We start from the raw sequence: 20,979 nt of genomic DNA, 5'->3' as shown, positions 1-20,979 counted from the left end.
CCCGAATCCCAAGCACGTCAGACGTCCCAGGTACGTTCGCGCCGTTCCGTTGTCGGAGGGCGACGTATGGCGAGGGCGGTGGGCGGCGACGTGGTGGTGAAGTTCCTGGGCGAGGTGGTTGAGCTGCGCCATGAGCTGAGGGCGACGCAGGGGGACGTCGAAGGCATGGCGATGGGCATGGGGGCCATGCGAGCCGGTATGGCGACCATGCGGTCGAACATGGCGACCATGCAGACGAACATGGCGACCATGCAGACGAACATGGCGGTCATGCAGTCGAACATGGTGGCCATGCGGACGAACATGGCGGCCATGCAGACGAACATGGACTCCATGATGGGCAACATGGAGACGATGATGTCGACCGTGGAGTCCATGATCGTGGGGCTGCGTTCCGTGTCGGGACGCATGAGCCGGATGGAGGCCCACGCGGGCCGCATGGCCCGGCTGCTGACTTCCATGGCGGATTCGACCCAGGAGCGTTTCGAGCGGGTCGAGAAGCGCCTGGATGACCTCGAAGACAAGCTGTAGGCGCGGCTCGCCCATGCGTTCGGGAAAGGACGCGTCCGGAATTTTCAGGGGGAATCGGCCGTTCCGCGCCCGGCCCCGGGCTAACGTCCGCGCCGTCTGCGCATGCGCAACTGGATTGTCATAGGCGTGATGGCGACCCTGCTCGCGGCAGGGCTGGTGTGGCTGTGGCCCGGAACGGAGACGGGGCCCGCCGCTCGCGACTCACACGCCTCCACTGGCAAGGCCCTGCCGGAGTTCGCCGCCGTGGACGTGGCCTCCGCGGGCGAGGGGCTGACGCTCACGGGACGTGTGCTGGACGCCTCGGGTCGTCCCGTCGCGGGCGCGGAGGTGTTCCTGGCCGCCAGCGCGGAGCGGACGCTCCTGGGCGTTCATTGTGATGCATGTGGCCAGGCGCTCCTGTCCTGCCAGGCGCGTGAGACGGCGCTGCACACGCTGGCGTTCTTCGAGCAGCAGCAGGGCTTCCTGACGCCGCGGGCCACGGTCAGCACGGACGCGGAAGGGCGCTTCCGCTTCGAGCAACTGGCTGGCGTGTCCTTCTCCGTGTGGGCCCGCGCGCCAGGGCTGGGCGTCGCGCTCCGCGAGCGGGCCGCGCCTGGGGACCCGGTTGAGCTGTACCTGCCGCCGCTGCGCACCCTGGTGGGGCAGGTGGTGGACGACGCTGGCCGGCCCTTGGCAGGGGCTCACGTGCACGGAATGTCGCGGCGGGCGCCGCTGCACTTCGAGTCCACGAGCGGAGCGGATGGCCGCTTCACCCTGACGGGCCTGGGCGAAGGGCCTTTCTATGTGCTGGCTACGGCGGAGGGGTACCTGCCCGCGGTGGGGGCCCAGGTGGAGGCGGGGCCACAGCCCGTGCGCCTGAAGCTGACGCCCGCGCGCACCCTGGAGGTCCGCGTCACCCGAAATGGTTCCCCCGCGGCCGCGCTGGTGCGGCTGCGCGCGGACCACCTGTCGCGGGAGCTGCGCACGGACGGTACTCCGGTGCGCTTCACCGGCTTGTATCCGGACCAATTGGTGGTGACCGCGGATGCCAAGGGCCTGGCGTCCGTGCCCCGCGTCTTGACGCTGGACGAGCACGTCACCCAGGTGACGCTGGCGCTGGAGGAAGCGGGGAGCCTGCTCGTCACGGTGGTGGATGAAGACGGGCAGCCCGTGCCGCAACCGGAGCTGCTGTTGCGCATGCCGACGGGGGAGGTTGTCCGGCAGGCGCGCGGTGGCAACGGCGCGTTGGTGACGCTGGGCCCCCTGGCCGTGGGCAGCTACGTGCTGACCGGTCAGGCCGAGGGCTTCCGTGATGCGCAGCTGCCCGCGAAGGTGACGCCAGGGGAGACGGCGCTCGAACTGGAGATGGAGCGCGCCACCGTCATCAGCGGGCAGGTGCTGGATGTCTATGGCCGGCCCGCGCCGGGCGTGTCCGTGTTGGTGCAGCCCACGGGTGCGTCGACGCTGGCGGACGCGGAAGGGCACTTCAGCGCGCAGGTGCCCACGCCGGGGCTCTACGAGCTCCACGCGCACCACTCGGAGTGGGGCGGTGGCCAGCTGAAGGTGACCGCGCCGGCCACCGACGTGCAACTGGCACTGGAGCCTCGCGCGTCGTTGGAAGTGACCGTCTCCGCGGAGGGCCGCCGCGTGGAAGGCGCGGACGTGGTGCTGTGGGTTGATCAGCAAGGCATCTTCCGGAGTGACCGGCCGTCCGGCTCGGATGGCATGGTCCCGATGCGCGGGATGCCCGCGGGCACGTATTCGATGATGGCGTCCCATCCCGACTATCAGCCGTCGGAGCGCCGGGAGGTGACGCTGACGGATGGGCAGACGCTGAAGCTGGAAGCGGAGCTGAGGCCCGGAGCGCCGCTCAGTGGCGAGGTGGTGGACGGGCAGAACGCGCCGGTAGCGGGCGCCACGCTGGTGGTGGTGCCCCGTGGCGCGGAGCCCGTGCAGTCCGACGCGAGCGGCCGTTTCGAGTTCCGTGCGCTGCGGCCGGACCGGGGCTACCGCTTGGAGGTGAGGCACCCGGGCTACGACCAGATCGAGCGCGCCGAGGGCAAGGCGGGTGGCCCTCCGGTGCGAGTGGTGCTCAGGAAGCGCGACGTCTATCGCGGGCGTGTCGTGGGTGATGACGGTGAGCCGGTGCGCCGCTTTCGCGTGGACGAGCACGATGTGAATGCACCGGATGGCCGCTTCGAGCTGCCGTTGCCCACGGCGGGCGACCGCGTCATCGCATCGGTGGACGCGGCGGGCTACGAGCCGATGATGGTGGATCGCCCGGTCTCGCCCGACCTGGGAGACCTGGTGCTGGAGAAGCTGCCGGGTGTCTCGGGCCGCGTGGTCGACGAGGGCGGTGGGCCGGTGCCAGATGCCGTGGTGTCGTGCGACGTCTGTGACGACTCCGTGCTCTCCGGGCCGGACGGCACCTTCACGGTGGCCAGCCCGCCCTATGTGACGCGTTACTCGCTCACGGCGCGCAAGGGGCGGTTGAGCGCCACCCAGTCGTTGGAGCGGGGCGCGCGGGGACCGGTGGAGCTCAAGCTGCGGCAGGCCACGCGTTTGAGCGGCCGGGTGTACCGCCCGGACGGGAGCCCCGCGGCGGGCTTCGAGGTCGAGGCCGTCAACGCGGACCGCAGCGAACCGCTCACCATCGTCACCGGGCCGGATGGCGGCTACAGCGTGGAGGTCTCCCCGGGCAACTACCGCTTCGCGCTGGGCGCGAACCGGGAGTTCTCTGGCGAGCCGGCGCTGGTGGTGCAGGTTGGCGGCTCGGAGATGTCGCTGGACCTGGGCCCGGCGCCGGGCACCGCGTCGCTGGCCGTCCAGGTGAAGCCGGAGCGGGGCCGGGCGCTGTGGGTCGTCGCGGGAGAGCTGGGGGCGGTGGGCAATCCTCCGGCGGTGGCGTTGATGCGCTCGCGCTGGGCGCAGGTCGTGTACCAGCCCCGGTCGGAGCAGGTCCGCCTGAGCGGCCTGCGGCCCGGGCGGTACACGCTGGTGTGGGGCAACTTCCACGTGGAGACCCCCGGCGGACCGGAGGTCCGCGTCGTGGATGTGCCTTCGGCCAGTGACGTCGTGATGATGGCCCACTGAGGCCCTGCCGGGACGGTTGCGAGCCCGCCTCCCCGCGCATTAGGAAGCCGCATGGACGTGACGACTCTGAAAGGCCGCCGGGTGGTCGTTGGCGTGGGTGGCGGCATCGCGGCGTACAAGGCCTGCGAGCTGGTGCGGGAGCTGTCGCGTGCAGGCGCCGAGGTGCGGGTGGCCATGACGGAGTCCTCGCGCCAGTTCGTCACCCCGCTCACCTTCCAGGCGCTCAGCGGGCACCCTGTGCTCACGGACTATTTCGACCCTGCCCAGGAGGGGAACTTCGGCCACCTGGACCTTGCGCGCTGGGCCGAGGCGTTCGTCGTGGCGCCAGCCACCGCGGACCTGCTGGCGCGCATCCGCGCGGGCATGGGGAACGACGCCGTGACGACGTCGCTGCTCGCCTTCCGGGGGCCGGTGGTGCTGGCGCCGGCGATGAACGTGGCCATGTGGGACAACCCCCTGACGCAGGAGAACCTGGCGGCCCTGCTGGCCTATCCGCGCTTCTCGCGCGTGGGCCCAGGCGCGGGGATGCTGGCCTGTGGTGACGTGGGGGAGGGGCGACTGGCGGACGTTCCCGCCATCGTCCAGGCGGTCGCGGCGCGTTTCGGCGCTGGCCCACTGGCGGGGAAGCGGGTCCTGCTGACGGCGGGCCCCACGCGCGAGTTCCTGGACCCGGTGCGGTTCATCTCCAATCCCTCCACGGGGAAGATGGGCATGGCGCTCGCGCACGCGGCCCGGACCCAGGGCGCCGAGGTGACGGTGGTGCTCGGTCCCGTGGGCACCGTGGAGCGCGGCGGCTTGGACGTCGTGGACGTGGTGAGCGCGGAGGACATGGCGCGCGAGGTGCTCTCACGGGTGGGCACCGTGGATGCGTTCATCGCCACGGCGGCGGTCAGTGACTGGCGTCCGGAGACGCGCGCGCCGCAGAAGGTGAAGAAGGGCGCTTCGACGTCGCCCGAGGCGCTGACGCTCGTGCGCACGCCCGACGTGCTCGCGGAGGCCTCCCGCAAGGTGGCGGGACAGCCAAAGCGGCCGGTGCTGGTGGGCTTCGCGGCGGAAACGGAGCGCGTGGTGGCGCACGCGCGCGAAAAACTGGAGCGCAAGGGGCTGGACGCGATTGTCGCCAACGACGTGACGGCCCCTGGCGCGGGCTTTGGAACGGACACCAACCGGGTGACGGTGCTCACGCGTTCGGGCGCGCAGCATGAACTCCAGGGCAGCAAGTACGAGGTGGCGCAGGCCCTCATCGAATTGCTGCTCGTGTCACCGTCCTAGCGGGGCTCCATCACCGCGAGGGTGACGGTGGTCTTCGACACGAGCCGGGGCGTGCCGCCGGAGACGGCGTGGACCTCGGATTCCGTGACGATGAGCCGGCGGCCGGCGCGCAGCACCCGGGCCTTGCACCGCAATTCCTCACCGGACGCCGTCTGGAGCAGGTGGACGGTGAAGCTGGTGGACAACACTCGCTGGCCCTTTCGCACGACGGAGAAGGCCGCCGCGCCCGCCGTATGGTCCGCCAGCGTGGCCTGGACGCCCGCGTGGATGACGCCGTCCTGCTGCAGGTGCCGGGGCTGCACCACCAGCCGGGCTTCCACCTCGCCGGGGCGGATGTCCACGGGCTGGATGCCCAGGTCCATGACGAAGGCGGCCGATGTGAACAGGTCCTCCGTGTCCTGGCGGTAATCCGGGTTCGGGTGCTCCATGGCGGCTCCTCGCTGCGTGACACCGGGTTCGGGGCGCAAGATAGCGTGGGCCCGGGGTGCCCCCAGGGCGGATGACTGGGGGCAGGGCGGGGTAGGACTCCAGGCGTGAGCCTGGAACTGCTCTGGCGGGAGGCGAACAGCCGGCTTGGGCGTCCGCTTCCTTGCGCATGGGCGCCACGTCCGGTACCGATCCAGGACCGTGATTGATGACACGCCCGAGGCCTCGCAGGACCTGAGCGCCCTGCTGGACGATGTGCGCCGCCACCTCCTCTGGCAGGAGGAGGCCGCTGGCCGGGTGCTGATGATTGACGCAAAGGCGGCGCTCGAGCTCCAGCGCTCGGCTCCCTCCTTGCGCGCGCGCTTCGCCCGGACACAGGGGGCCGTGGACGCCGCGCCTCCTGCTCGCCCCGAGGCACCGCTGCCCCGGCCGCCGCTGGCGAGCCCGGCACCGGAGCACCGTTCCATCGGCACGGAGCGGCCGAGCCCGGCGACTCCTGCGGGTGCAGCGGGGCCGCTGGGAGTCGGTGCCGCAGCGCCAGCGCGGGTGCCGCCCCCGTCCACGCCTCCCATGCGTCCGGGGGGCATGGCTCTCGGCGCCGCTGAGGGCCAGCCTCCGGCGCCGCGGTCGCCGGTCGCGGGAATGCGTGTGGATGCGCCGCCGCCCACGCCGCGGCCCGCTGGGGCGCTGCATGGCGCGGCGAACGGCGAGCGGCCGACGTTGGACGAGATTCGCCGGGAGCTGGGCGACTGCCAGCGCTGCAAGCTGTGCTCGACGCGCAAGAACCTCGTGTTCGGCTCGGGCAACCCCCGCGCGGAGCTGGTGTTCGTGGGCGAGGGCCCCGGGGAGAATGAGGACCTGCAGGGCGTGCCCTTCGTCGGCGCGGCCGGCGACCTGCTGACGAAGATGATTGGCGCGATGGGCTACCGCCGCGACGACGTCTACATCTGCAACGTCGTGAAGTGCCGGCCACCGGGGAACCGCAATCCGGAGCCGGAGGAGGTTGCCGCCTGCGAGCCTTTCCTGCGCGCGCAGTTGGCCGCCATCCAGCCCAAGGTGGTGGTGGCGCTGGGCAAGTTCGCGGCGCAGACGCTGCTGCGGGACAGCACGCCCATCACCCGCCTGCGTGGCAACTGGCGCACCTACGAGGGCATCCAGCTGATGCCCACCTTCCACCCGGCGTACCTCCTTCGCAGCCCGGCGGAGAAGCGCAAGGCATGGGAGGACCTCCAGGCGGTGATGAAGGTGCTGGGGAAGCAACCCGGTTCGCGCGCGTAGCCGCGGGCCCGATGAAGGGAATGCACGGATGAATGGATTGCTGGAGTCGAGTGAGCTGCTGTCGCCCGCGCTGGAGTCGAACCCGCTGGGGGACCCGGCTCGCCGCAAGCTCACCGTGTACCTCCCGCCAGGCTACGGCGCGGATGAGAGACGCTACCCCGTCGTCTACTTCCTGCATGCCTTCGGCAACAGCGGCGGTTCGTGGACGAACGCGTCGGGCTTCGCGCCCACCGTCCCCCAGCGCCTGGACGCGCTCGTCGAGTCGGGCGCGATTCCGCCCGTCATCGGCGTCTTCCCGGATGCCTGGACGTCGCTGGGTGGCAGCCAGTGGGTGAACAGCGACGCCATTGGCCGGTATCGCGACTACCTGACCAAGGACGTGGTGGGCTTCGTGGACCGCACCTACCGCACCCTGCCGAAGGCGGCCTCGCGCGCCGTGGTGGGGCACAGCTCCGGTGGCTACGGCGCGCTGGTGATGGGCCGCTACCACCCGGAACTGTTCTCCCACGTGGGCGCGCACGCGGCGGATTCCTACTTTGAATACTGCTACCTGCCGGACCTCCCGAAGGCCGCGGCGGCGTTGCTGAAGGCCGGCGGCGTGGAGGCGTGGCATGCCGAGTTCCGGGCGCGCGTGAGTGAGACGAAGATGCGCGGGGACGACTTCCCAGTGGTGAACGTCCTGGCGATGGCCGCCGCGTATTCTCCGAAGAAGGGCGAGCCGCTCAACGTGGAGCTGCCCTTCGACGCGAACACGGGCCGGCTGCGGCTCGACGTGTGGAACCGGTGGCTGGTGCACGACCCGGTGCGCTTCGTGCCCAAGTTCATGGACGCGTTCCGGAAGCTGAAGACGGTGTACCTGGACTGTGGGACGCGTGACGAGTTCAACATCCGCTGGGGCACACGGATGCTCGCGGAGGACTTCAAGAACGCGGGCGTGGAGCGCGTCCACGAGGAGTTCGAGGACGGCCACTCCGGTGTGTCGTACCGCTTCGCGCGCTCGCTGTCAGTCCTGGTGCCGAACCTGGCGCAGGACTGACGCACGGGGCCAGGGCCTGTCGCGCGGTGGTCGGGATGCCCGCTGGGGGACGCCTCGGCCCACCGCGCGTGACGTGGCGCTGGCCTTTTCCCCGCCCGAGCGGGTAGACGCCTCCCTGGGTGCGCCCCGCCGTGGCGGGGCCGGGCGCCCGACAACCTTCAGGGAGACGGGAACATGAGCATCGACCTCTACGGGCTGTCTCGCGTCGTTGGCGAGAAGGGCGTGCTGCCCCAGCGCGCGAAGCAGTTGGATCCTTCGCTGCCGTGCCGCGAGTCCGAGCTGCTCATCGACGTGGAGAGCCTCAACATCGACGCCGCGTCCTTCAAGCAGATCAAGGGCGAGGTGGGCGGCGACGCGAAGCGCATTGGCGAGCGCATCCAGGAAATCGTCCGTGAGCGGGGGAAGATGCAGAACCCCGTGACGGGCTCGGGCGGCATGTTGATTGGCCGCGTGAAGGAGCTGGGCGCCAGGCACCCCGCGCGCGAGCTGCTCAAGGTGGGCGACCGCATCGCCACGCTGGTGAGCCTGACGCTGACGCCGCTGGTCATCGAAGAGGTGAAGGCGGTGCACGCGGACATCGACCGCGTGGACATCCGCGGACACGCGATCCTGTTCGCCAGCGGCATCTACGCGAAGCTGCCCACGGACATGCCGGACACGTTGGCGCTCGCGGCGCTGGACGTGTGTGGCGCGCCCGCGCTGGTGGCCCGGCACGTGCGGCCGGGCATGACGGTGGCGGTGCTGGGCGCGGGCAAGAGCGGGGCGCTGTGTCTGGCGCAGGCGCGGCGCAACCTGGAGAGCCGGGGCAAGCTGCTCGCGCTCGACGTGTCGCAGGGCGCGCTGGACCTGCTGTCCGGCATTGGCCTGTGTGACGTGGCCCTGAAGGTGGACGCGACGCAGGGCGTGGACGTCATGGAGACGGTGAGCAAGGCGACGGACGGTCAGCTCTGCGACCTGGTGGTCAACTGCGCCAGCGTGGGCAACACGGAGATGGCCACCATCCTGTCGGTGAAGGACGGCGGCACGGCCATCTTCTTCTCCATGGCCACCAGCTTCACCGCGGCGGCCCTGGGCGCCGAGGGCGTGGGCAAGGACGTCACCATGGTGGTGGGCAACGGGTACGTGCCCGGCCACGCCGCGCTGACGCTGGACCTGCTGCGCACCGAGCCGCAGCTGCTCCAGCTCTTCGGCACGCGATACATCTAGCAGCCGAGCCGTCTGCCCCGATGCCCAGCGGCGTCGTCACCGGGATGGGGCCACCTTGCCTCATCCCGGGCGGGGCAGCGCCTCCGTGTCATCGCGCCGAGGCGGATGTCTCCGGCGCGGTGGGCGCCTGGGGCACGGGCGCGCTGGGCTCCTGCGTGCGTGCCCAGTCCTGGGCGCTGCGGCCGCTGCCATCGCGCACGTCAGGGGAGGCCCCCTGCTGCCGGAGTTGGTCTACCACCTCCTCGCGGCCGAACAGGGACGCGAACATCAGCGCCGTCTGGCCGAAGCGGTTGCTCTGGTCCACCGCGCAGGGCTGCTGATTGAGCAGTCCGACGATGTCCGCGTAGCCCTTGAAGGCCGCGCCCATGAGCGCGGTGTTGCCGTTGTTGTCACCCGCGCACGCATCCGCGCCGGCGGAGAGCAGGGCGCGCACCGTGTCCTCATGCCCGTGGTACGCGGCGAGGATGAGCGGCGAGAAGCCGCGAGCATCCCGCGCCTCCACTGGCGTACCCGCCTGGACGAGCCCGGCGACGATGTCCGTCTCTCCGGCACGGGCGGCGGCCAGCAGGTAGCGCTCCGCCTCGCTCGTGGCCAGCAGACGCCCTTGCGGCGCAGGCGTGGCGCGCAGGGACATCCACGCGGCCGTCAACACGCCGGCCCCCAGCATCAACAGGCCCAGCGTTCCCAGTAGCAGCTTGCGAATCATGACGGACTCCAGAAGAGAGGGGGCCTGCTCCCGCTGAGGGAAGACCGGGATGCGACGGGCGGCGAGAGGGGGGAGTCGCCGGGCGCCACCACATCCCGGCCTTCGCCCAGGGGGATTGGCGGGAAGCGCCGAACACTGGCGGAGACAGCCATGCCAGGGCCCGGAGAGGAACGAATCAGCGGGCGGCGAGCGTGGCCACGGCGGCCTTGGCGTCGTCCAGCTTCACGTTGACCGCCTTGGCAAGGCGGGTGCCGTAGTCAGGGTTGGCCATGAAGAAGTGACCCACCATGCGCGCCTTCACCCTGGCATCACGCACCTTGTTCAGGTCCGCGGCCAGGTTCTTGATGAGGCGGTCCTTCCCGCCGGCGTCGAGCGCCAGATAGAAGGCGCCGGCCTGTGCGAAGGGGTCCGTCTTCTCGATGCCGCGCTGCTGCGTGGTGCCGCTGAGCGGCGCGTTGGAGAAGAGGTACGGGGGCGCGTCCTGCGTCTCACGGCTGACGCTGGGCTCGTAGTTCACGTCCGACTTCGTGTTGGCGAAGTTCATGCTGCCCGCCTCGTTGTTGTTGCTCACCGTCGCGCGGGCCCGGTTGATGGGCAGCGACTGGTAGTTGGCGCCAAGGCGGTAGCGCTGGGTGTCGGCGTAGGAGAACAGGCGGCCCTGCAGGAGGCGGTCCTCGGAGGGCTCGATGCCCGGCGGCTGCACGCCAGGGGAGAAGGCCGCCTGCTCGGTCTCCTCGAAGAAGTTGTCCGGCATCTTGTTGAGCGTGAACTTGCCCAGCTTGATGGACGGCACCTGTGCCTCGGGCCAGATCTTCGTCGCGTCGAGCGGGTCGAAGCTGAACTTGTCCAACTCCTTGGGGTCCAGCACCTGCACGCTCAGCTCCCACGAGGGGAACTTGCCCGCGCCAATGGTGGCGTAGAGGTCCGTGGTGGCGTGCTGGTGGTCCTCGGAGATGACACGGGCGGCGTCCTCGGCGGTGAGGCTCTTCACGCCCTGCTGCGAGCTCCAGTTGAACTTCACGTACTTGTATTCGCCCTTCGCGTTGACGAACTTGAAGGCGTGCACGCCGTGCCCGTTCATCTGGCGGTAGTTCGCCGGGATGCCGATGTCCGAGTACACCTGCGTGAGCATGTGCGTCGACTCGGGCAGGTGCGAGAAGAAGTCGAAGGAGCGGTTCGGGTCCTGCTTGTTCGTGATGGGCGACGGCTTCAGCGAGTGCACCATGTCCGGGAACTTGATGGCGTCGCGGATGAAGAAGACGGGCAGGTTGTTGCCCACCAGGTCCCAGTTGCCCTCGTCCGTGTAGAACTTGAGCGCGAAGCCGCGAGGATCGCGCAGCGTCTCCGGCGAGCCCGTCGGATGGATGACCGTGGAGAAGCGCACGAACATCGGCGTCTTCTTGCCCTTGGCGGAGAAGAGGGACGCGCGCGTCAGCTTGGAGAAGTCGCCGTAGCTCTCGAAGGTGCCGTAGGCGCCGGTGCCGCGGGCGTGGACCACGCGCTCGGGGATTCGCTCACGGTCAAAGCGCGCCAGCTTTTCGATGAGGTGGAAGTCCTCCAAGAGGACGCCGCCACGCGGGCCGGCCGTCTTGGAGTTCTGGTTGGTCCCCACGGGGGAGCCGGTGTCCGTCGTCAGGGGAGGGGGCGTCGCGGCGACGGCGGCCGAACCGCCAAAGAGAATGGCGGTCAGAAGCAGGGAGCGGGTTTGCAAGGGACTCTCCTTGTCTCAGGGGGTAAGGCAGTCCCGTCCTGAGCAGGGGGCATGCCACCGCTCGATTCTGAATGATTCCAGTGGGTTATCTGTTGAGTTCAAGAGCAGTCACCGAAAGGGCGGTGGCGTCACCGCTCTGTCGGTGGGGGCGGCCACCGGCCCTTCGGTGCTTTGACCTCGGAACCGATAATGCAGTGCAGCAACGTGATACAGGTGCGCATCGGCGCTACCCGCTGGCGTTCGGGCGGGTAAGGTGCGTCCATGCCAGGCCCGTTCATTGAAGACGCGCGGATTGCAAATGCGCGCAAGCTGGCGGACGAAATCGTCAACCCGATCTTCGACCTCATCCGCCGTAACACCACTGTTTCGACCGAGCGCACTGTGTTGCGCTTCTTCGGCCTCTCTGGAGCTGGCGCGCGGGGCGTGCCGCTCGCCAACCTGATGGTGGACAAGCTGAAGGCCGCCGGGGTGCTCAACAAGGGCGCCGCCTACTGGTACGGCCGCGCGCTGCAACTGGGCGCGAAGAGCCCGCTGGAGGCCGTGGAGCGGCTGACGGCGCTCCCCACGGAGAAGCTGGCCCCCTTGTCGCCCGAGCAGGAGCACAACCTCCGCGAGGAGGTGCGCGCGGAAGCCCGCGCCGCGCTCGATGACCTGAAGGCCCGCATCGCCCAGCGCGAAGAGCTCCGCAAGCAGTTCCCCATGCCCCCGGCGCCGCACAAGTACGTCATCGTGGCCACGGGCAACATCTATGACGACGTGGACCAGGCGCGCGCGGCGGCCCAGGCGGGCGCGGACGTCATCGCCGTCATCCGGTCCACGGCGCAGTCGCTGCTGGACTACGTGCCCCACGGCGCGACGACGGAGGGCTACGGCGGCACCTACGCCACCCAGGAGAACTTCCGCATCATGCGCGAGGCCCTGGACGACGAGAGCCGCAAGCTCAAGCGCTACATCCAGCTGACCAACTACTCGTCCGGCCTCTGCATGTCGGAGATCGCCTTCTGCGCGGCCTACGAGAAGCTGGACATGCTGCTCAACGACGCGATGTACGGAATCCTCTTCCGTGACATCAACATGCGGCGCACGTTCATCGACCAGTACTTCAGCCGCCGCATCTGCGCCCTGGCCGGCATCATCATCAACACCGGCGAGGACAACTACATCACCACCGCGGACGCGTACGACGCGGCCCACACCGTCATCGCCAGCCAGTTCATCAACGAGTGCTTCGCCAAGCGCGCGGGCCTCAAGGACTGGCAGCTGGGCATCGGCCACGCGTACGAAATCGATCCGTACCGCGAGGACACGCTGCTGCTCGAGCTGTCCCAGGCCATGCTGGTGCGCCGCTGCTTCCCGGACGCGCCGTTGAAGTACATGCCGCCCACCAAGCACAAGGAGACGGACATCTTCTTCAGCCACACGTACGACGTGATGGCGAACCTGGTGGCCATGTGGACACGGCAGGGCATCCAGTTGCTGGGCATGATGACGGAGGCCATGCACACGCCGCTCCTGGCGGACCGCTACGTGGCGCTCAAGTCCGCGGCCTACATCCACCGCGCGGCGCGAGGCATCGACGAGGAGTTCACCGTCCGCGAGGACGGCAAGATCGCCAACCGCGCGCGCGAGGTGTTCGCCCGGGCGGAGCAGCTGCTCCAGGAGTGCCGCGACGAGGGCATGGTGACCGCCATCGGCCGGGGCCACTTCGGTGACGTGAAGCGTGAGGAGACCGGCGGCAAGGGCCTCGACGGCGTGCTGGAGAAGGCGCCGGACTATTTCAACCCGTTCCTGGAACTCCTGGAGGCGCAGTGATGCTCGGTTCAATCCTTGCCATGGTTCTCTCCGCGGGCGGCTCCGCGGATGCGCTGGCGCAGGTCCAGGTGAAGAACGTGTCCATCCAGGTTCCCGCCTCGTGGAACCGCACCGAGGAGGATGGGACGAGCAAGTTCCAGGCGCCCAGCGGGGACGCCTACTTCCTGGTGGACGTGGGCGCCGTGCAGACGGCGGGCATGAAGGCCCAGACGTGCGTGGACAAGATTGTCGCGTCCATTGGCGGCAAGGGCTGGGAGCGTCTGAAGGTGGGCGCCCAGCCAGCGGCGAAGCGTCAGGAGACGGACGTGGCGCCGGATGGCAGTGGCGCGGTGGACTCCGTGACGTATGTGGGCTGCGACGGAAAGACGACGTGGTCGGTCGTCTTCTACCTGGAGCAGACGAAGAAGGAGCGGTTCGCGCCGCTGGCCCAGAAGGTGGGCTCCAGCGTCAAGATTCAGCGGGCCGGAGGGAAGTGAGCCGATGGTAAAGCCGAGCAAGCAGATCATCCGTCCCTACGGCGACCGGCGGGACGACGGCGTGGTGCAGCTGTCGTTCACCCTGCCGGTGCCGTTGTCCGAGAAGGCCAAGGAGGCCGCCGCCGTCTTCACGAAGAAGATGGGCTTCACTGACGTGAAGGTGGCCGCCGCCGAGCGCGCCGCGGACACGTACACCTTCTTCATCGTCTACGCCCGGTCGTCCGTCGCGCTGGACTACGCCGAAATCGACGTGCCCGAAGTCGTCGTGAAGAAGATGTCCTTCGATGACCTCAACGCCTTCATCAAGGAGAAGGTGAAGCGGCGCATCGTGGTGTTCGGCGCCTGCACGGGCACGGACACGCACACGGTGGGTATCGACGCCATCCTCAACATGAAGGGCTACGCGGGCGACTACGGCCTGGAGCGCTACCCCTGGTTCGAGGCCTTCAACCTGGGCAGCCAGGTGCCGAACGAGGACCTCATCAAGAAGGCCATGGCGCGCAACGCGGACGCCATCCTGGTCAGCCAGGTCGTCACCCAGCGCGACGTGCACAAGGACAACTCGCGGCACTTCATCGAAGCGGCGAAGGCTGCTGGCATCCACGGCAAGGTCCAGCTGCTGCTGGGCGGGCCCCGCGTGGACCACAAGCTGGCGCTGGAGCTGGGCTTCGACGCCGGTTTCGGGCCCGGCACCAAGCCGTCCGACGTGGCCAACTACATCGTCCACGCGCTCCTCAAGAAGGAAGGCAAGGAGCCGAAGGACGCGCACTATCAGGGGGAGCCCCAGTGAGCACGGGAACGAAGGCGGTCATCCGGCTGCGCATGAGCAGCCACGACGCACATTACGGCGGCAACCTGGTGGACGGCGCGCGGATGCTGGGGCTCTTTGGCGACGTGGCCACGGAGCTGTGCATCCGCAGCGACGGGGACGAGGGCCTGTTTCGCGCCTATGACTCGGTGGAGTTCCTGGCCCCGGTGTACGCGGGCGACTTCATCGAGGCGGAGGGCGAAATCATCAGCGCGGGCAACACGTCGCGGAAGATGCGCTTCGAGGCGCGCAAGGTCATCAAGCCGCGGCCGGACGTGAATGACTCGGCGGCGGATGTCCTGTCGGAGCCGGTGGTGGTGTGCCGGGCCACGGGGACGTGTGTGGTGCCCAAGGACAAGCAGCGGGGGCAGACATGAGCACGCCCATGGTCATCACCGCGGCCATGGTGGGCGCGGAGACGACGCGCGAGCAGACGCCGCACCTGCCCATCACCGCGGAGGAGATCGCCGAGGACGCCGCGCGTTGCCGCGAGGCCGGCGCGGCGATGGTGCACCTGCACGTGCGCACGCCGGACGGCAAGCCGTCGCAGGACGCGGAGTTGTTCCGCGCGGCCATCCGCGCCATCCGCAAGCGCACGGACGTGCTCATCCAGACGTCCACGGGCGGCGCGGTGGGCATGACGGTGGACCAGCGCTGCGGGCCGCTGACGCTCACCGGCGAGGACCGGCCGGACATGGCCACCTTGACGACGGGCACGGTGAACTTCGGCGAGGAGGTCTTCTGGAATCCCCGGCCGCTCGTGCGTGACATCGCCAAGCGCATCCGGGCGATGGGCTTGCGGCCGGAGCTGGAGTGCTTCGACGTAGGCATGATTGACGAGGCCCGCTACCTGGCGAAGGAAGGGCTGGTGGACCTGCCTGCGCACTTCGACTTCGTCCTCGGTGTGCCGGGCACGTTGCAGCCGCGTCCGGAGGTGCTGGACTTCATGATTGCCTCGCTGCCGGAAGGCTCCACCTGGACGGTGGCCGGCGTGGGGCGTCACCAGCTGGCCTACGTGGACGAGGCGGCGAAGCGGGGCGGCAACGCGCGCGTGGGCCTGGAGGACAACATCTACGTGTCCAAGGGCGTGCTCGCGAAGGGCAACTGGGAGCTTGTCGCCGAGGCGGCGAAGCGTGCGCGTGCCCATGGCCGCGAGCCGGCCACGCCGGAGCAGGCGCGCAAGTTGTTGCGGTTGTCGTAAGCACCGCCGGATGCATCGTGATGGCCGCCGCCCGAGTCCCGTCGGGCGGCGCCCGTCTCTGGGGTGTGGGGGCTGGTTCTTGCTGCCATGCGTCCGGGTAGAGTCGGCGCTCCATGAAAAAGCAGAGAGTTGGGCCTGGCCTGTTGTGCCTCTTGGCCGTTGCGTCGTTGGGCTGCGCAAGCAGTGCCACCGGTGCGGCCAACCGCCGCGATGCCTATGCATTGGCGTCCTGCACCGACACGGTGTCGTGCTGTATCCAGCGCAACCCAGGTGTGCCCGAAGCGTGCGGCCTCACAGCGGGCGAGGTCGCCTCTCACATGGCAGGCGTCAAGATGGCCATGGAGGCGACGGAAGATGCGCCCGCTGTGTGGGACGACGCTCACAATGCGGAACTTCCCGAATGGAAGCGCCGCTGCATTCGGAACTACGGTGACTGCAAGGAGGGGCTGTTCGCCGGGCCCTGCTACGACTGCCTTCGCATGTGTGAAGGGCAGCAGGATTGGCCCCTTGATATGTGCGGCCCGAAGCGGAAGAAAAGGCCCTGACCCATGGCCAACCGCCCTAACTGGGACTTGTTCCGCGCACTCTCCCGCCGCGTGTTGCGGGACGGCGTGCCTCTCGTGCTCACGGAGGACGTGCGCACGTTGTTGCTACACACTGCACGTGAGGTTGCCATCCGCGACGCGGAGCTCGCATTGAGCACCGAGGAGGGGGCCCTGGCACTGATGCGTGAGACTGGACGCCGCATCACGGACGGCTCAAACAGGCTCACCGATGCGCTGCACGTGATGTGGCAGCACCAGCGGGCTGGGGACTACAACAGCGCGCGGCAACTGATGCGCGACGTGTTGGCCGTCGAAGTCGTGCCGTACTACCGGGAGCTTGCTCAAGGCCAGCTCGACGACATGTCCGACGAGCCTTGAGCGGCTCCGCGCGAAGCATCTCCGCCCGCGCAGATGTCCGTGGCCAAGAAGAACATCAAGCCCCGATGGATTGGGGACTGCTACGCCTGCTTTCGCTATTGCGAGGGGCAGCGAGAGTGGCCTTTCCGAGACTGTCACCCTCGCTAGGAGAACCACATGCCCACCCAACGGGATTGGGACGCGGTCAAAGACCTGAGCCGCCGCATCACGGACCCGGTTCAGCCCTTCCTCACCACCGAAACGCGCGCCCTGGTCCAGGCCACGGCGCACGACGTGGGGACTTCGCCTGACGAAACAACGCGTGCGCTCCAGGATGACGAAAGCGCCGCAGTTCTTGTGAGGGAGATTGCATCCCGCATCTCCACCGGGTCGAGGCGCCTCTCTCACACCTTGGTTGAAGTCGATAGACGCCGGGATGCTGGGGACTTGGAGGGGGCTCGCCAGCTTCTCCTGGACGTCTTGGCCGTGGAAGTCGTGCCTCATTACGTGGACATCCTGAACACGTACCTTGCGGCAGTGGACGACGAGCCATAGAGCGGCCGAGGCGCGCGACTGACGGAGCGTTCCCCCGTTCTGAAGTCCGTTGACGGATTGTCCAGGCTGCAAGGGCTCGGCTAGTTTGCGGCGGCAATGGAGCCATTGCCTACGCCGCCCTCGCAGATGTCCGTGGTGAAGAAGAACATCATCGGCTTTTCCGTCGTGACGTTGGGCATCGCGCTGACCGGGGCGGTGACGTTGGGCATCCAGCCCATGGGCTGGATGCGGACCACGAATGTGGGCCAGCTTCCGGAGTTGGCCGCCGTTCAAGCGCAGTTGTCGTCCCTGGACGCGTGCGACATCGAATACGGAAGTCGAAAGAGTGCGAACGGGACGCGCTGGACGGGCTCCCAGTCGACGGCTCGGGTCACTCCTTGTGGGACTTCTTCTTCCTTTTGGATCTCCGTCCCGGTGCCGCCAGAGCGGCAGGTGGACAATGTCGCCTTCGACATGAAGCGGGGCTCAGTGAAAGCGCCCTGGAAGATCCTGGTCGAGAAGAAGCAGACCGCGTTCCCCGCGCTCAAGCAGTCGCTCGAATTGCTCGCCCCCCATCTCCTCACGCAGTACCCCATTGAGCGTCAGCGTGACGCCGACCGGAAGGCGCAGTGGGCGCGCGAGAGACAGGCGCGGAAGGACGCTGAACGCGCTCTTAAAGAGGACGCGCAGAATTCTTACCCGGAGTGAATGTCTCGCCTTTTGGGTGTGCCGCCTGTTGACGGATTTTCGGTGTGCGCGCGCTCCGCTTAGGCTCATGTCTCAATGAATCCATCGCCTACGCAGTCGGCGCGGAAGTCCGGTAGCTCCGCCATCATCATCATCGTCGCGGTGGTGGTGATGGTTGGCCTCATGGGCGGGGGCGCCATTCTGGCCGCGGGGGGTGGGTTGGGTCGGGGTGGCTTGAAGACGGACGTCAGCGGACTTCAGGAGCTCGCCGCGGTCCAGGCACAGTTGCTGCCCCTGAATGCATGCCATATCGAGTACGGAGTCCGGTCAGGCGCGCTACCGCACCGCTCGACGGGCTCCCGGAAGTCCGCCTCCGTCACGCCGTGCAGTGGGGCGTCGGTTTCCTATGTCTCCATCAGCGTTCCGGAGGAGCTTCAGTCGTCTCAAGTCGCCTTTGACATGACGCGAAGCTCCGTTTCCGCGCCCTGGAAGATCCTGGTCGACAAGGATCAGACCGCGTTCCCCGACCTCAAGCAGTCGCTCGAACGGCTCGCGCCCCTCATCGTGCAGCAGTATCCCGAGGCGCTTGCCACGGAGATCCAGCGCCGTGTGGACAGCGAGCGCGCGTGGCAGGAGAGCAAGGCTGCTGAGCGTGCTCGCAAGGAAGCGGCGAAGACCTCGTATCCCGAGTGAGCCAACTGCCATGAGTACAGTGCCCACGCAGCCGGCGCGGAAGTCCGGCAAGAACACGATCTTCATCATCGCCGCGGTCGCGATGGTGGTCGGCGGCATTGGCGCAGCGACCCTTCTGCAGGGTCGGCAGCCGAGCGATGTTGGGAGCCTCGGGGAGACCGATGTCGGTGGCCTTCAGGAGTTGGCCGCCATTCAGGCGCAACTGCGTCCCTTGCGGGCATGTGGCATCGAGTACGGGGAGCGGGGACGGCGGATGAAGTCGGGCTCGCACACGTCCGTGTGGGTCAGCGCATGTGAGGTTGACCGTTTCGCGGGAGTCCGCATTGAAGTCCCCACCGCGCGACAGGTAGAGGGAGTCACCTTCGATCTGGAGCGAAGCTCCGTCTCCGAACCCTGGAAGATCCTGGTCGACAAGAATCAGGTGCCATTTCCAGAGCTCGAGCGGACACTCGAGCAACTCACGCCCTTCCTCGTCGAGGAGATTCCCTCAAGGCTTGCTCAGGCCATCGAGGCGAAGGTCGCGGCTGATCGCGAGAGGCAGAGGCGCCAGGCCGCGGAGCCTGCTCGCAGGGAAGCATCGAAGAACTCGTATCCGGAGTGAGGCGCCAGGGCGCCCCGTCCGCTCGCGGGAACTCGATGGAGCCGAGGATGATGGGGCGCTTGCCGTCCGTCGAGCCGGCGCCCCGTTGTCTTTCAGGACTCATCTTCGAGGTCTTCGAGCTGGCCTTCCGCTACCTCTCGGTAGTGCGGCACCACTTCGACGGAGAGCACATCCCGCATTTCCTGGCGGGCGCTGTCGAAGTCGCCAGCCTTCTGGTGGCGATACATCCTGTGCAGCGCGTCCATCAGCCTGTTGGACCCGTCGGTGATGCGCCGCGAACTCTCACGGAGGAGTTCTAGCGCCCCCACGTCCGTAGAAAGTGCCTGCTCCGCGTTCGCATCGCTGATGCCTACCTCTCGCGCTGTGCGCCGGAGGAGCGCGCGCACATCATCGTCGAGGACGAGCGGCGCACCTTCGCGGATGACCCTGCGTGCCAATGCGCGGATGGGGTCCCAATCAATCTTCTCGGACATGTGTCACCTCTTCTTCTTCCTGCGCGGAGAACACTTGTCCTCTGGCCATTCCTGCTGGCCCTCGCAGGAGCGAAGGCAGTCGTGGCATGAGCCAGTCCAGTCAAATTCTTGGCAGTCGCCATAGGCGCGGATGCAACGCCGCTTCCACTCCGGCAGGTTCGCGTTGTGCGCGTCATCCCATTCGGCGGGCGCTTCTTCCGCCGCCTCTATGACCATCTTGACGCCTGCCATGTGCGACGCGGCTTCTCCCGCGGTGAGGCCGCACGCTTCGGGCATGCCGGGGTTGCGCTGGATGCAGCACGTCACGGTGTCGGTGCAGGTTGCCAGCGCATAAGCAACGCGACGGCTGGCGGTGCCGCTGGCACTGCTGGAGCAACCTAACGCCAGGGCGACGAAGACGCATGATAGGCCAAGTAAATAGTTCCGGTTTTGCATGAATGACGGACTAATAATGACTCGGCATCATGCGTCTATCACCCTGGATAGGTAGTTCATGGGGTGGCCAGACCTCTCGGTTGGGCCTGCTCCGGATCTGTGGACACCCGAGATGTGATGGAAAGGGTGCCCGAAGTCGGCACCGGAGTGAGGCGCCAGGACGCCCCGTCAGCTCACGGGAACTCGATGTTGCCGAGGATGATGGGGCGCTTGCCGTCCTCCGCCCACAGCGTCAGGGTGAAGGGGCCTCGGGGCGCGCCTTCCACGGGGTCGGTCTCCACCAGGACGTCCATTTCGTCGCCGGGGTTGAGGATGGCGGGTGCCCACACCCGCGCGACTTTCAACTCCGCGCCATCCGGCCCCACCAGTGCCGCGCCGGTGGCCTGCCAGGGCTTCGCGCCCAGCGGGTTCTTCAGGCCCACTACCACCAGAATGCTCCTGGCCCGGAAGGTCAGGCCGGAACGGAGCACCAGGCTGTTCCTCGCGTGCTTCCGGACGTCCAGGAACTCTCTTGCGGCGACGCCGGTGCCGCCCATGTCTCCACTCACCCACAGCCCCATCAAGCCGCCGGGGCGTGCCTGTGCTGCTCGCAGCCGTGCATTCTCCTCGCGCACTTCCTGAAGTACTCGCCGTGCCTCCAGCAACTCCCGCTGGAAGGAGGCGGCCGTGCGCGCTCGACGGAAGACCTCCACCTGCCGTTCTGCCCGTGCGGGCGTCTCCATGACGAGTTGAAGCGTGGCTCGGGTGGGGACCGCTCCATCCGCGAAGGAGACGGTCAGCGTGGTGCGGGACTCATCGGCTACTGGCTCCTCGGGCACCATGATGAGGAGTTCCCGGTCCACCACCTGACGGAAGCGTCCCGGTCCGGATACCTCCGCGCGCATCAGGGGAGTGTCGAAGCGAAGCACCGTGGCGACACCTTCTCCGACTCGGATTTCGGGTGGCCGGCCGCACCGCTCCGCGCCCAGCTCAACGGGGCGTTCCGTCGGCTCCCGGCAGGCGGCGGGCTGGGCGCGCGCGGGCGCCGCCGCCAGCAGGAGAGCGAAAGCAAGAGGGATGGACAGTGGCGTGGGCACGGACAATCACTTCCCTGGCGGGCGGAACAAGCCTGCGGCGGAG

23 protein-coding genes are annotated in these 20,979 nt (G+C 68.3%); 17 read left to right on the top strand and 6 right to left on the bottom strand.

Going from position 1 to position 20,979, the window contains the following annotated elements; translation table 11 throughout:
• Positions 1–66: 66 nt before the first annotated feature.
• The 3 genes from BLU09_RS18225 to coaBC all read left to right on the top strand — a co-directional run bounded on the left by BLU09_RS18225 (position 67) and on the right by coaBC (position 4,875).
• A complete protein-coding gene (locus BLU09_RS18225; RefSeq protein ID WP_090490809.1) occupies positions 67–531 on the top strand; it encodes a hypothetical protein in 465 nt (154 codons plus the stop codon).
• 102 nt (positions 532–633) lie between these two features.
• Entirely contained in the window at positions 634–3,603 is a 2,970-nt protein-coding gene (locus tag BLU09_RS18220) for a carboxypeptidase regulatory-like domain-containing protein (protein WP_090490808.1), read from the top strand.
• A 51-nt stretch (positions 3,604–3,654) separates the two neighbouring features.
• The gene (gene coaBC, locus BLU09_RS18215) at positions 3,655–4,875 is read left to right on the top strand and encodes a bifunctional phosphopantothenoylcysteine decarboxylase/phosphopantothenate--cysteine ligase CoaBC (protein WP_090490807.1); all 1,221 of its coding nucleotides are present in this window, start codon (positions 3,655–3,657) and stop codon (positions 4,873–4,875) included.
• Here the strand turns inward: coaBC and BLU09_RS18210 are convergent.
• Positions 4,872–5,303, bottom strand: coding sequence for a PaaI family thioesterase (locus BLU09_RS18210; RefSeq protein WP_090490806.1), 432 nt, complete (start codon positions 5,301–5,303; stop codon positions 4,872–4,874). The genes coaBC and BLU09_RS18210 overlap by 4 nt on opposite strands.
• A 199-nt stretch (positions 5,304–5,502) precedes the next feature.
• On the opposite strand from BLU09_RS18210, the gene BLU09_RS39045 reads away from it, so the two are divergent.
• The 3 genes from BLU09_RS39045 (at position 5,503) to kdd (ending at position 8,821) form a co-directional block, all read left to right on the top strand.
• Entirely contained in the window at positions 5,503–6,579 is a 1,077-nt protein-coding gene (locus BLU09_RS39045; RefSeq protein ID WP_186817638.1) for a uracil-DNA glycosylase, read from the top strand.
• 28 nt (positions 6,580–6,607) lie between these two features.
• The gene (locus tag BLU09_RS18200; RefSeq protein WP_011554393.1) at positions 6,608–7,615 is read left to right on the top strand and encodes an alpha/beta hydrolase; all 1,008 of its coding nucleotides are present in this window, start codon (positions 6,608–6,610) and stop codon (positions 7,613–7,615) included.
• Positions 7,616–7,789: 174 nt separating this feature from the next.
• A complete protein-coding gene (kdd, locus tag BLU09_RS18195) occupies positions 7,790–8,821 on the top strand; it encodes an L-erythro-3,5-diaminohexanoate dehydrogenase (RefSeq protein ID WP_090490805.1) in 1,032 nt (343 codons plus the stop codon).
• Between the two features lie 88 nt (positions 8,822–8,909).
• Here kdd and BLU09_RS18190 read toward each other — a convergent pair whose 3' ends face one another.
• A complete protein-coding gene (locus BLU09_RS18190; protein ID WP_090490804.1) occupies positions 8,910–9,527 on the bottom strand; it encodes an ankyrin repeat domain-containing protein in 618 nt (205 codons plus the stop codon).
• A 175-nt stretch (positions 9,528–9,702) separates the two neighbouring features.
• Entirely contained in the window at positions 9,703–11,238 is a 1,536-nt protein-coding gene (locus BLU09_RS18185; RefSeq protein WP_090490803.1) for a catalase, read from the bottom strand.
• 261 nt (positions 11,239–11,499) lie between these two features.
• Here BLU09_RS18185 and kamD point away from each other — a divergent pair, with 261 nt between their 5' ends.
• From kamD to BLU09_RS18130, 11 genes are all read left to right on the top strand, one after another.
• Complete coding sequence (kamD, locus tag BLU09_RS18180) at positions 11,500–13,050, top strand: lysine 5,6-aminomutase subunit alpha (protein WP_090490802.1); 1,551 nt, start codon at positions 11,500–11,502, stop codon at positions 13,048–13,050.
• Positions 13,047–13,526 carry a hypothetical protein gene (locus BLU09_RS18175; protein WP_090490801.1) on the top strand — a complete coding sequence of 160 codons (480 nt, stop codon included), beginning with the start codon at positions 13,047–13,049 and terminating at the stop codon, positions 13,524–13,526. Before kamD ends, BLU09_RS18175 begins: the two co-directional genes overlap by 4 nt.
• 4 nt (positions 13,527–13,530) lie before the next feature.
• A complete protein-coding gene (kamE, locus tag BLU09_RS18170; protein WP_090490800.1) occupies positions 13,531–14,316 on the top strand; it encodes a lysine 5,6-aminomutase subunit beta in 786 nt (261 codons plus the stop codon).
• Positions 14,313–14,711 carry a 3-aminobutyryl-CoA ammonia lyase gene (kal, locus tag BLU09_RS18165; RefSeq protein ID WP_208610765.1) on the top strand — a complete coding sequence of 133 codons (399 nt, stop codon included), beginning with the start codon at positions 14,313–14,315 and terminating at the stop codon, positions 14,709–14,711. The genes kamE and kal overlap by 4 nt, the downstream gene beginning before the upstream one ends.
• Positions 14,708–15,535 (top strand): 3-keto-5-aminohexanoate cleavage enzyme, encoded by an 828-nt coding sequence (gene kce / locus BLU09_RS18160; RefSeq protein ID WP_090490799.1) that lies wholly within the window; start codon positions 14,708–14,710, stop codon positions 15,533–15,535. Before kal ends, kce begins: the two co-directional genes overlap by 4 nt.
• Positions 15,536–15,648: 113 nt before the next feature.
• Entirely contained in the window at positions 15,649–16,080 is a 432-nt protein-coding gene (locus BLU09_RS18155) for a hypothetical protein (RefSeq protein ID WP_186817639.1), read from the top strand.
• Positions 16,081–16,083: 3 nt separating this feature from the next.
• Positions 16,084–16,458, top strand: coding sequence for a DUSAM domain-containing protein (locus tag BLU09_RS18150; RefSeq protein WP_090490798.1), 375 nt, complete (start codon positions 16,084–16,086; stop codon positions 16,456–16,458).
• A 156-nt stretch (positions 16,459–16,614) separates the two neighbouring features.
• Positions 16,615–16,992 (top strand): DUSAM domain-containing protein, encoded by a 378-nt coding sequence (locus tag BLU09_RS18145; protein ID WP_090490797.1) that lies wholly within the window; start codon positions 16,615–16,617, stop codon positions 16,990–16,992.
• Positions 16,993–17,118: 126 nt separating this feature from the next.
• A complete protein-coding gene (locus BLU09_RS18140) occupies positions 17,119–17,679 on the top strand; it encodes a hypothetical protein (RefSeq protein ID WP_090490796.1) in 561 nt (186 codons plus the stop codon).
• A 213-nt stretch (positions 17,680–17,892) separates the two neighbouring features.
• On the top strand, positions 17,893–18,351 hold the full coding sequence (locus BLU09_RS18135; RefSeq protein ID WP_244171822.1) for a hypothetical protein: 459 nt from the start codon (positions 17,893–17,895) through the stop codon (positions 18,349–18,351).
• Between the two features lie 10 nt (positions 18,352–18,361).
• The gene (locus BLU09_RS18130) at positions 18,362–18,952 is read left to right on the top strand and encodes a hypothetical protein (RefSeq protein ID WP_090490794.1); all 591 of its coding nucleotides are present in this window, start codon (positions 18,362–18,364) and stop codon (positions 18,950–18,952) included.
• Between the two features lie 92 nt (positions 18,953–19,044).
• Here BLU09_RS18130 and BLU09_RS18125 read toward each other — a convergent pair whose 3' ends face one another.
• From BLU09_RS18125 to BLU09_RS18115, 3 genes are all read right to left on the bottom strand, one after another.
• Positions 19,045–19,425 (bottom strand): DUSAM domain-containing protein, encoded by a 381-nt coding sequence (locus tag BLU09_RS18125; RefSeq protein ID WP_090490793.1) that lies wholly within the window; start codon positions 19,423–19,425, stop codon positions 19,045–19,047.
• Between the two features lie 3 nt (positions 19,426–19,428).
• Positions 19,429–19,860 (bottom strand): hypothetical protein, encoded by a 432-nt coding sequence (locus BLU09_RS18120; RefSeq protein WP_186817640.1) that lies wholly within the window; start codon positions 19,858–19,860, stop codon positions 19,429–19,431.
• A gap of 173 nt (positions 19,861–20,033) precedes the next feature.
• Positions 20,034–20,936, bottom strand: coding sequence for a DUF2381 family protein (locus BLU09_RS18115; RefSeq protein WP_244171821.1), 903 nt, complete (start codon positions 20,934–20,936; stop codon positions 20,034–20,036).
• Positions 20,937–20,979 lie beyond the last annotated feature (43 nt).

This window comes from Myxococcus virescens (assembly GCF_900101905.1).
GTDB lineage: Bacteria > Myxococcota > Myxococcia > Myxococcales > Myxococcaceae > Myxococcus > Myxococcus virescens.
Note: the sequence above shows the minus strand (reverse complement) of the source record. Positions and strands in the feature narration are given on the sequence as shown.

Excerpts from the sequence above, each read along its gene's own strand:
- BLU09_RS18225 (WP_090490809.1), top strand. The coding sequence starts at position 67 with ATGGCGAGGGCGGTGGGCGGCGACGTGGTGGTGAAGTTCCTGGGCGAG.
- BLU09_RS18220 (WP_090490808.1), top strand. The coding sequence starts at position 634 with ATGCGCAACTGGATTGTCATAGGCGTGATGGCGACCCTGCTCGCGGCA.
- coaBC (WP_090490807.1), top strand. The coding sequence starts at position 3,655 with ATGGACGTGACGACTCTGAAAGGCCGCCGGGTGGTCGTTGGCGTGGGT.
- BLU09_RS18210 (WP_090490806.1), bottom strand. The coding sequence starts at position 5,303 with ATGGAGCACCCGAACCCGGATTACCGCCAGGACACGGAGGACCTGTTC.
- BLU09_RS18200 (WP_011554393.1), top strand. The coding sequence starts at position 6,608 with ATGAATGGATTGCTGGAGTCGAGTGAGCTGCTGTCGCCCGCGCTGGAG.
- kdd (WP_090490805.1), top strand. The coding sequence starts at position 7,790 with ATGAGCATCGACCTCTACGGGCTGTCTCGCGTCGTTGGCGAGAAGGGC.
- BLU09_RS18190 (WP_090490804.1), bottom strand. The coding sequence starts at position 9,527 with ATGATTCGCAAGCTGCTACTGGGAACGCTGGGCCTGTTGATGCTGGGG.
- kamD (WP_090490802.1), top strand. The coding sequence starts at position 11,500 with ATGCCAGGCCCGTTCATTGAAGACGCGCGGATTGCAAATGCGCGCAAG.
- kamE (WP_090490800.1), top strand. The coding sequence starts at position 13,531 with ATGGTAAAGCCGAGCAAGCAGATCATCCGTCCCTACGGCGACCGGCGG.
- kce (WP_090490799.1), top strand. The coding sequence starts at position 14,708 with ATGAGCACGCCCATGGTCATCACCGCGGCCATGGTGGGCGCGGAGACG.
- BLU09_RS18155 (WP_186817639.1), top strand. The coding sequence starts at position 15,649 with ATGAAAAAGCAGAGAGTTGGGCCTGGCCTGTTGTGCCTCTTGGCCGTT.
- BLU09_RS18150 (WP_090490798.1), top strand. The coding sequence starts at position 16,084 with ATGGCCAACCGCCCTAACTGGGACTTGTTCCGCGCACTCTCCCGCCGC.
- BLU09_RS18145 (WP_090490797.1), top strand. The coding sequence starts at position 16,615 with ATGCCCACCCAACGGGATTGGGACGCGGTCAAAGACCTGAGCCGCCGC.
- BLU09_RS18140 (WP_090490796.1), top strand. The coding sequence starts at position 17,119 with ATGTCCGTGGTGAAGAAGAACATCATCGGCTTTTCCGTCGTGACGTTG.
- BLU09_RS18130 (WP_090490794.1), top strand. The coding sequence starts at position 18,362 with ATGAGTACAGTGCCCACGCAGCCGGCGCGGAAGTCCGGCAAGAACACG.
- BLU09_RS18125 (WP_090490793.1), bottom strand. The coding sequence starts at position 19,425 with ATGTCCGAGAAGATTGATTGGGACCCCATCCGCGCATTGGCACGCAGG.
- BLU09_RS18120 (WP_186817640.1), bottom strand. The coding sequence starts at position 19,860 with ATGCAAAACCGGAACTATTTACTTGGCCTATCATGCGTCTTCGTCGCC.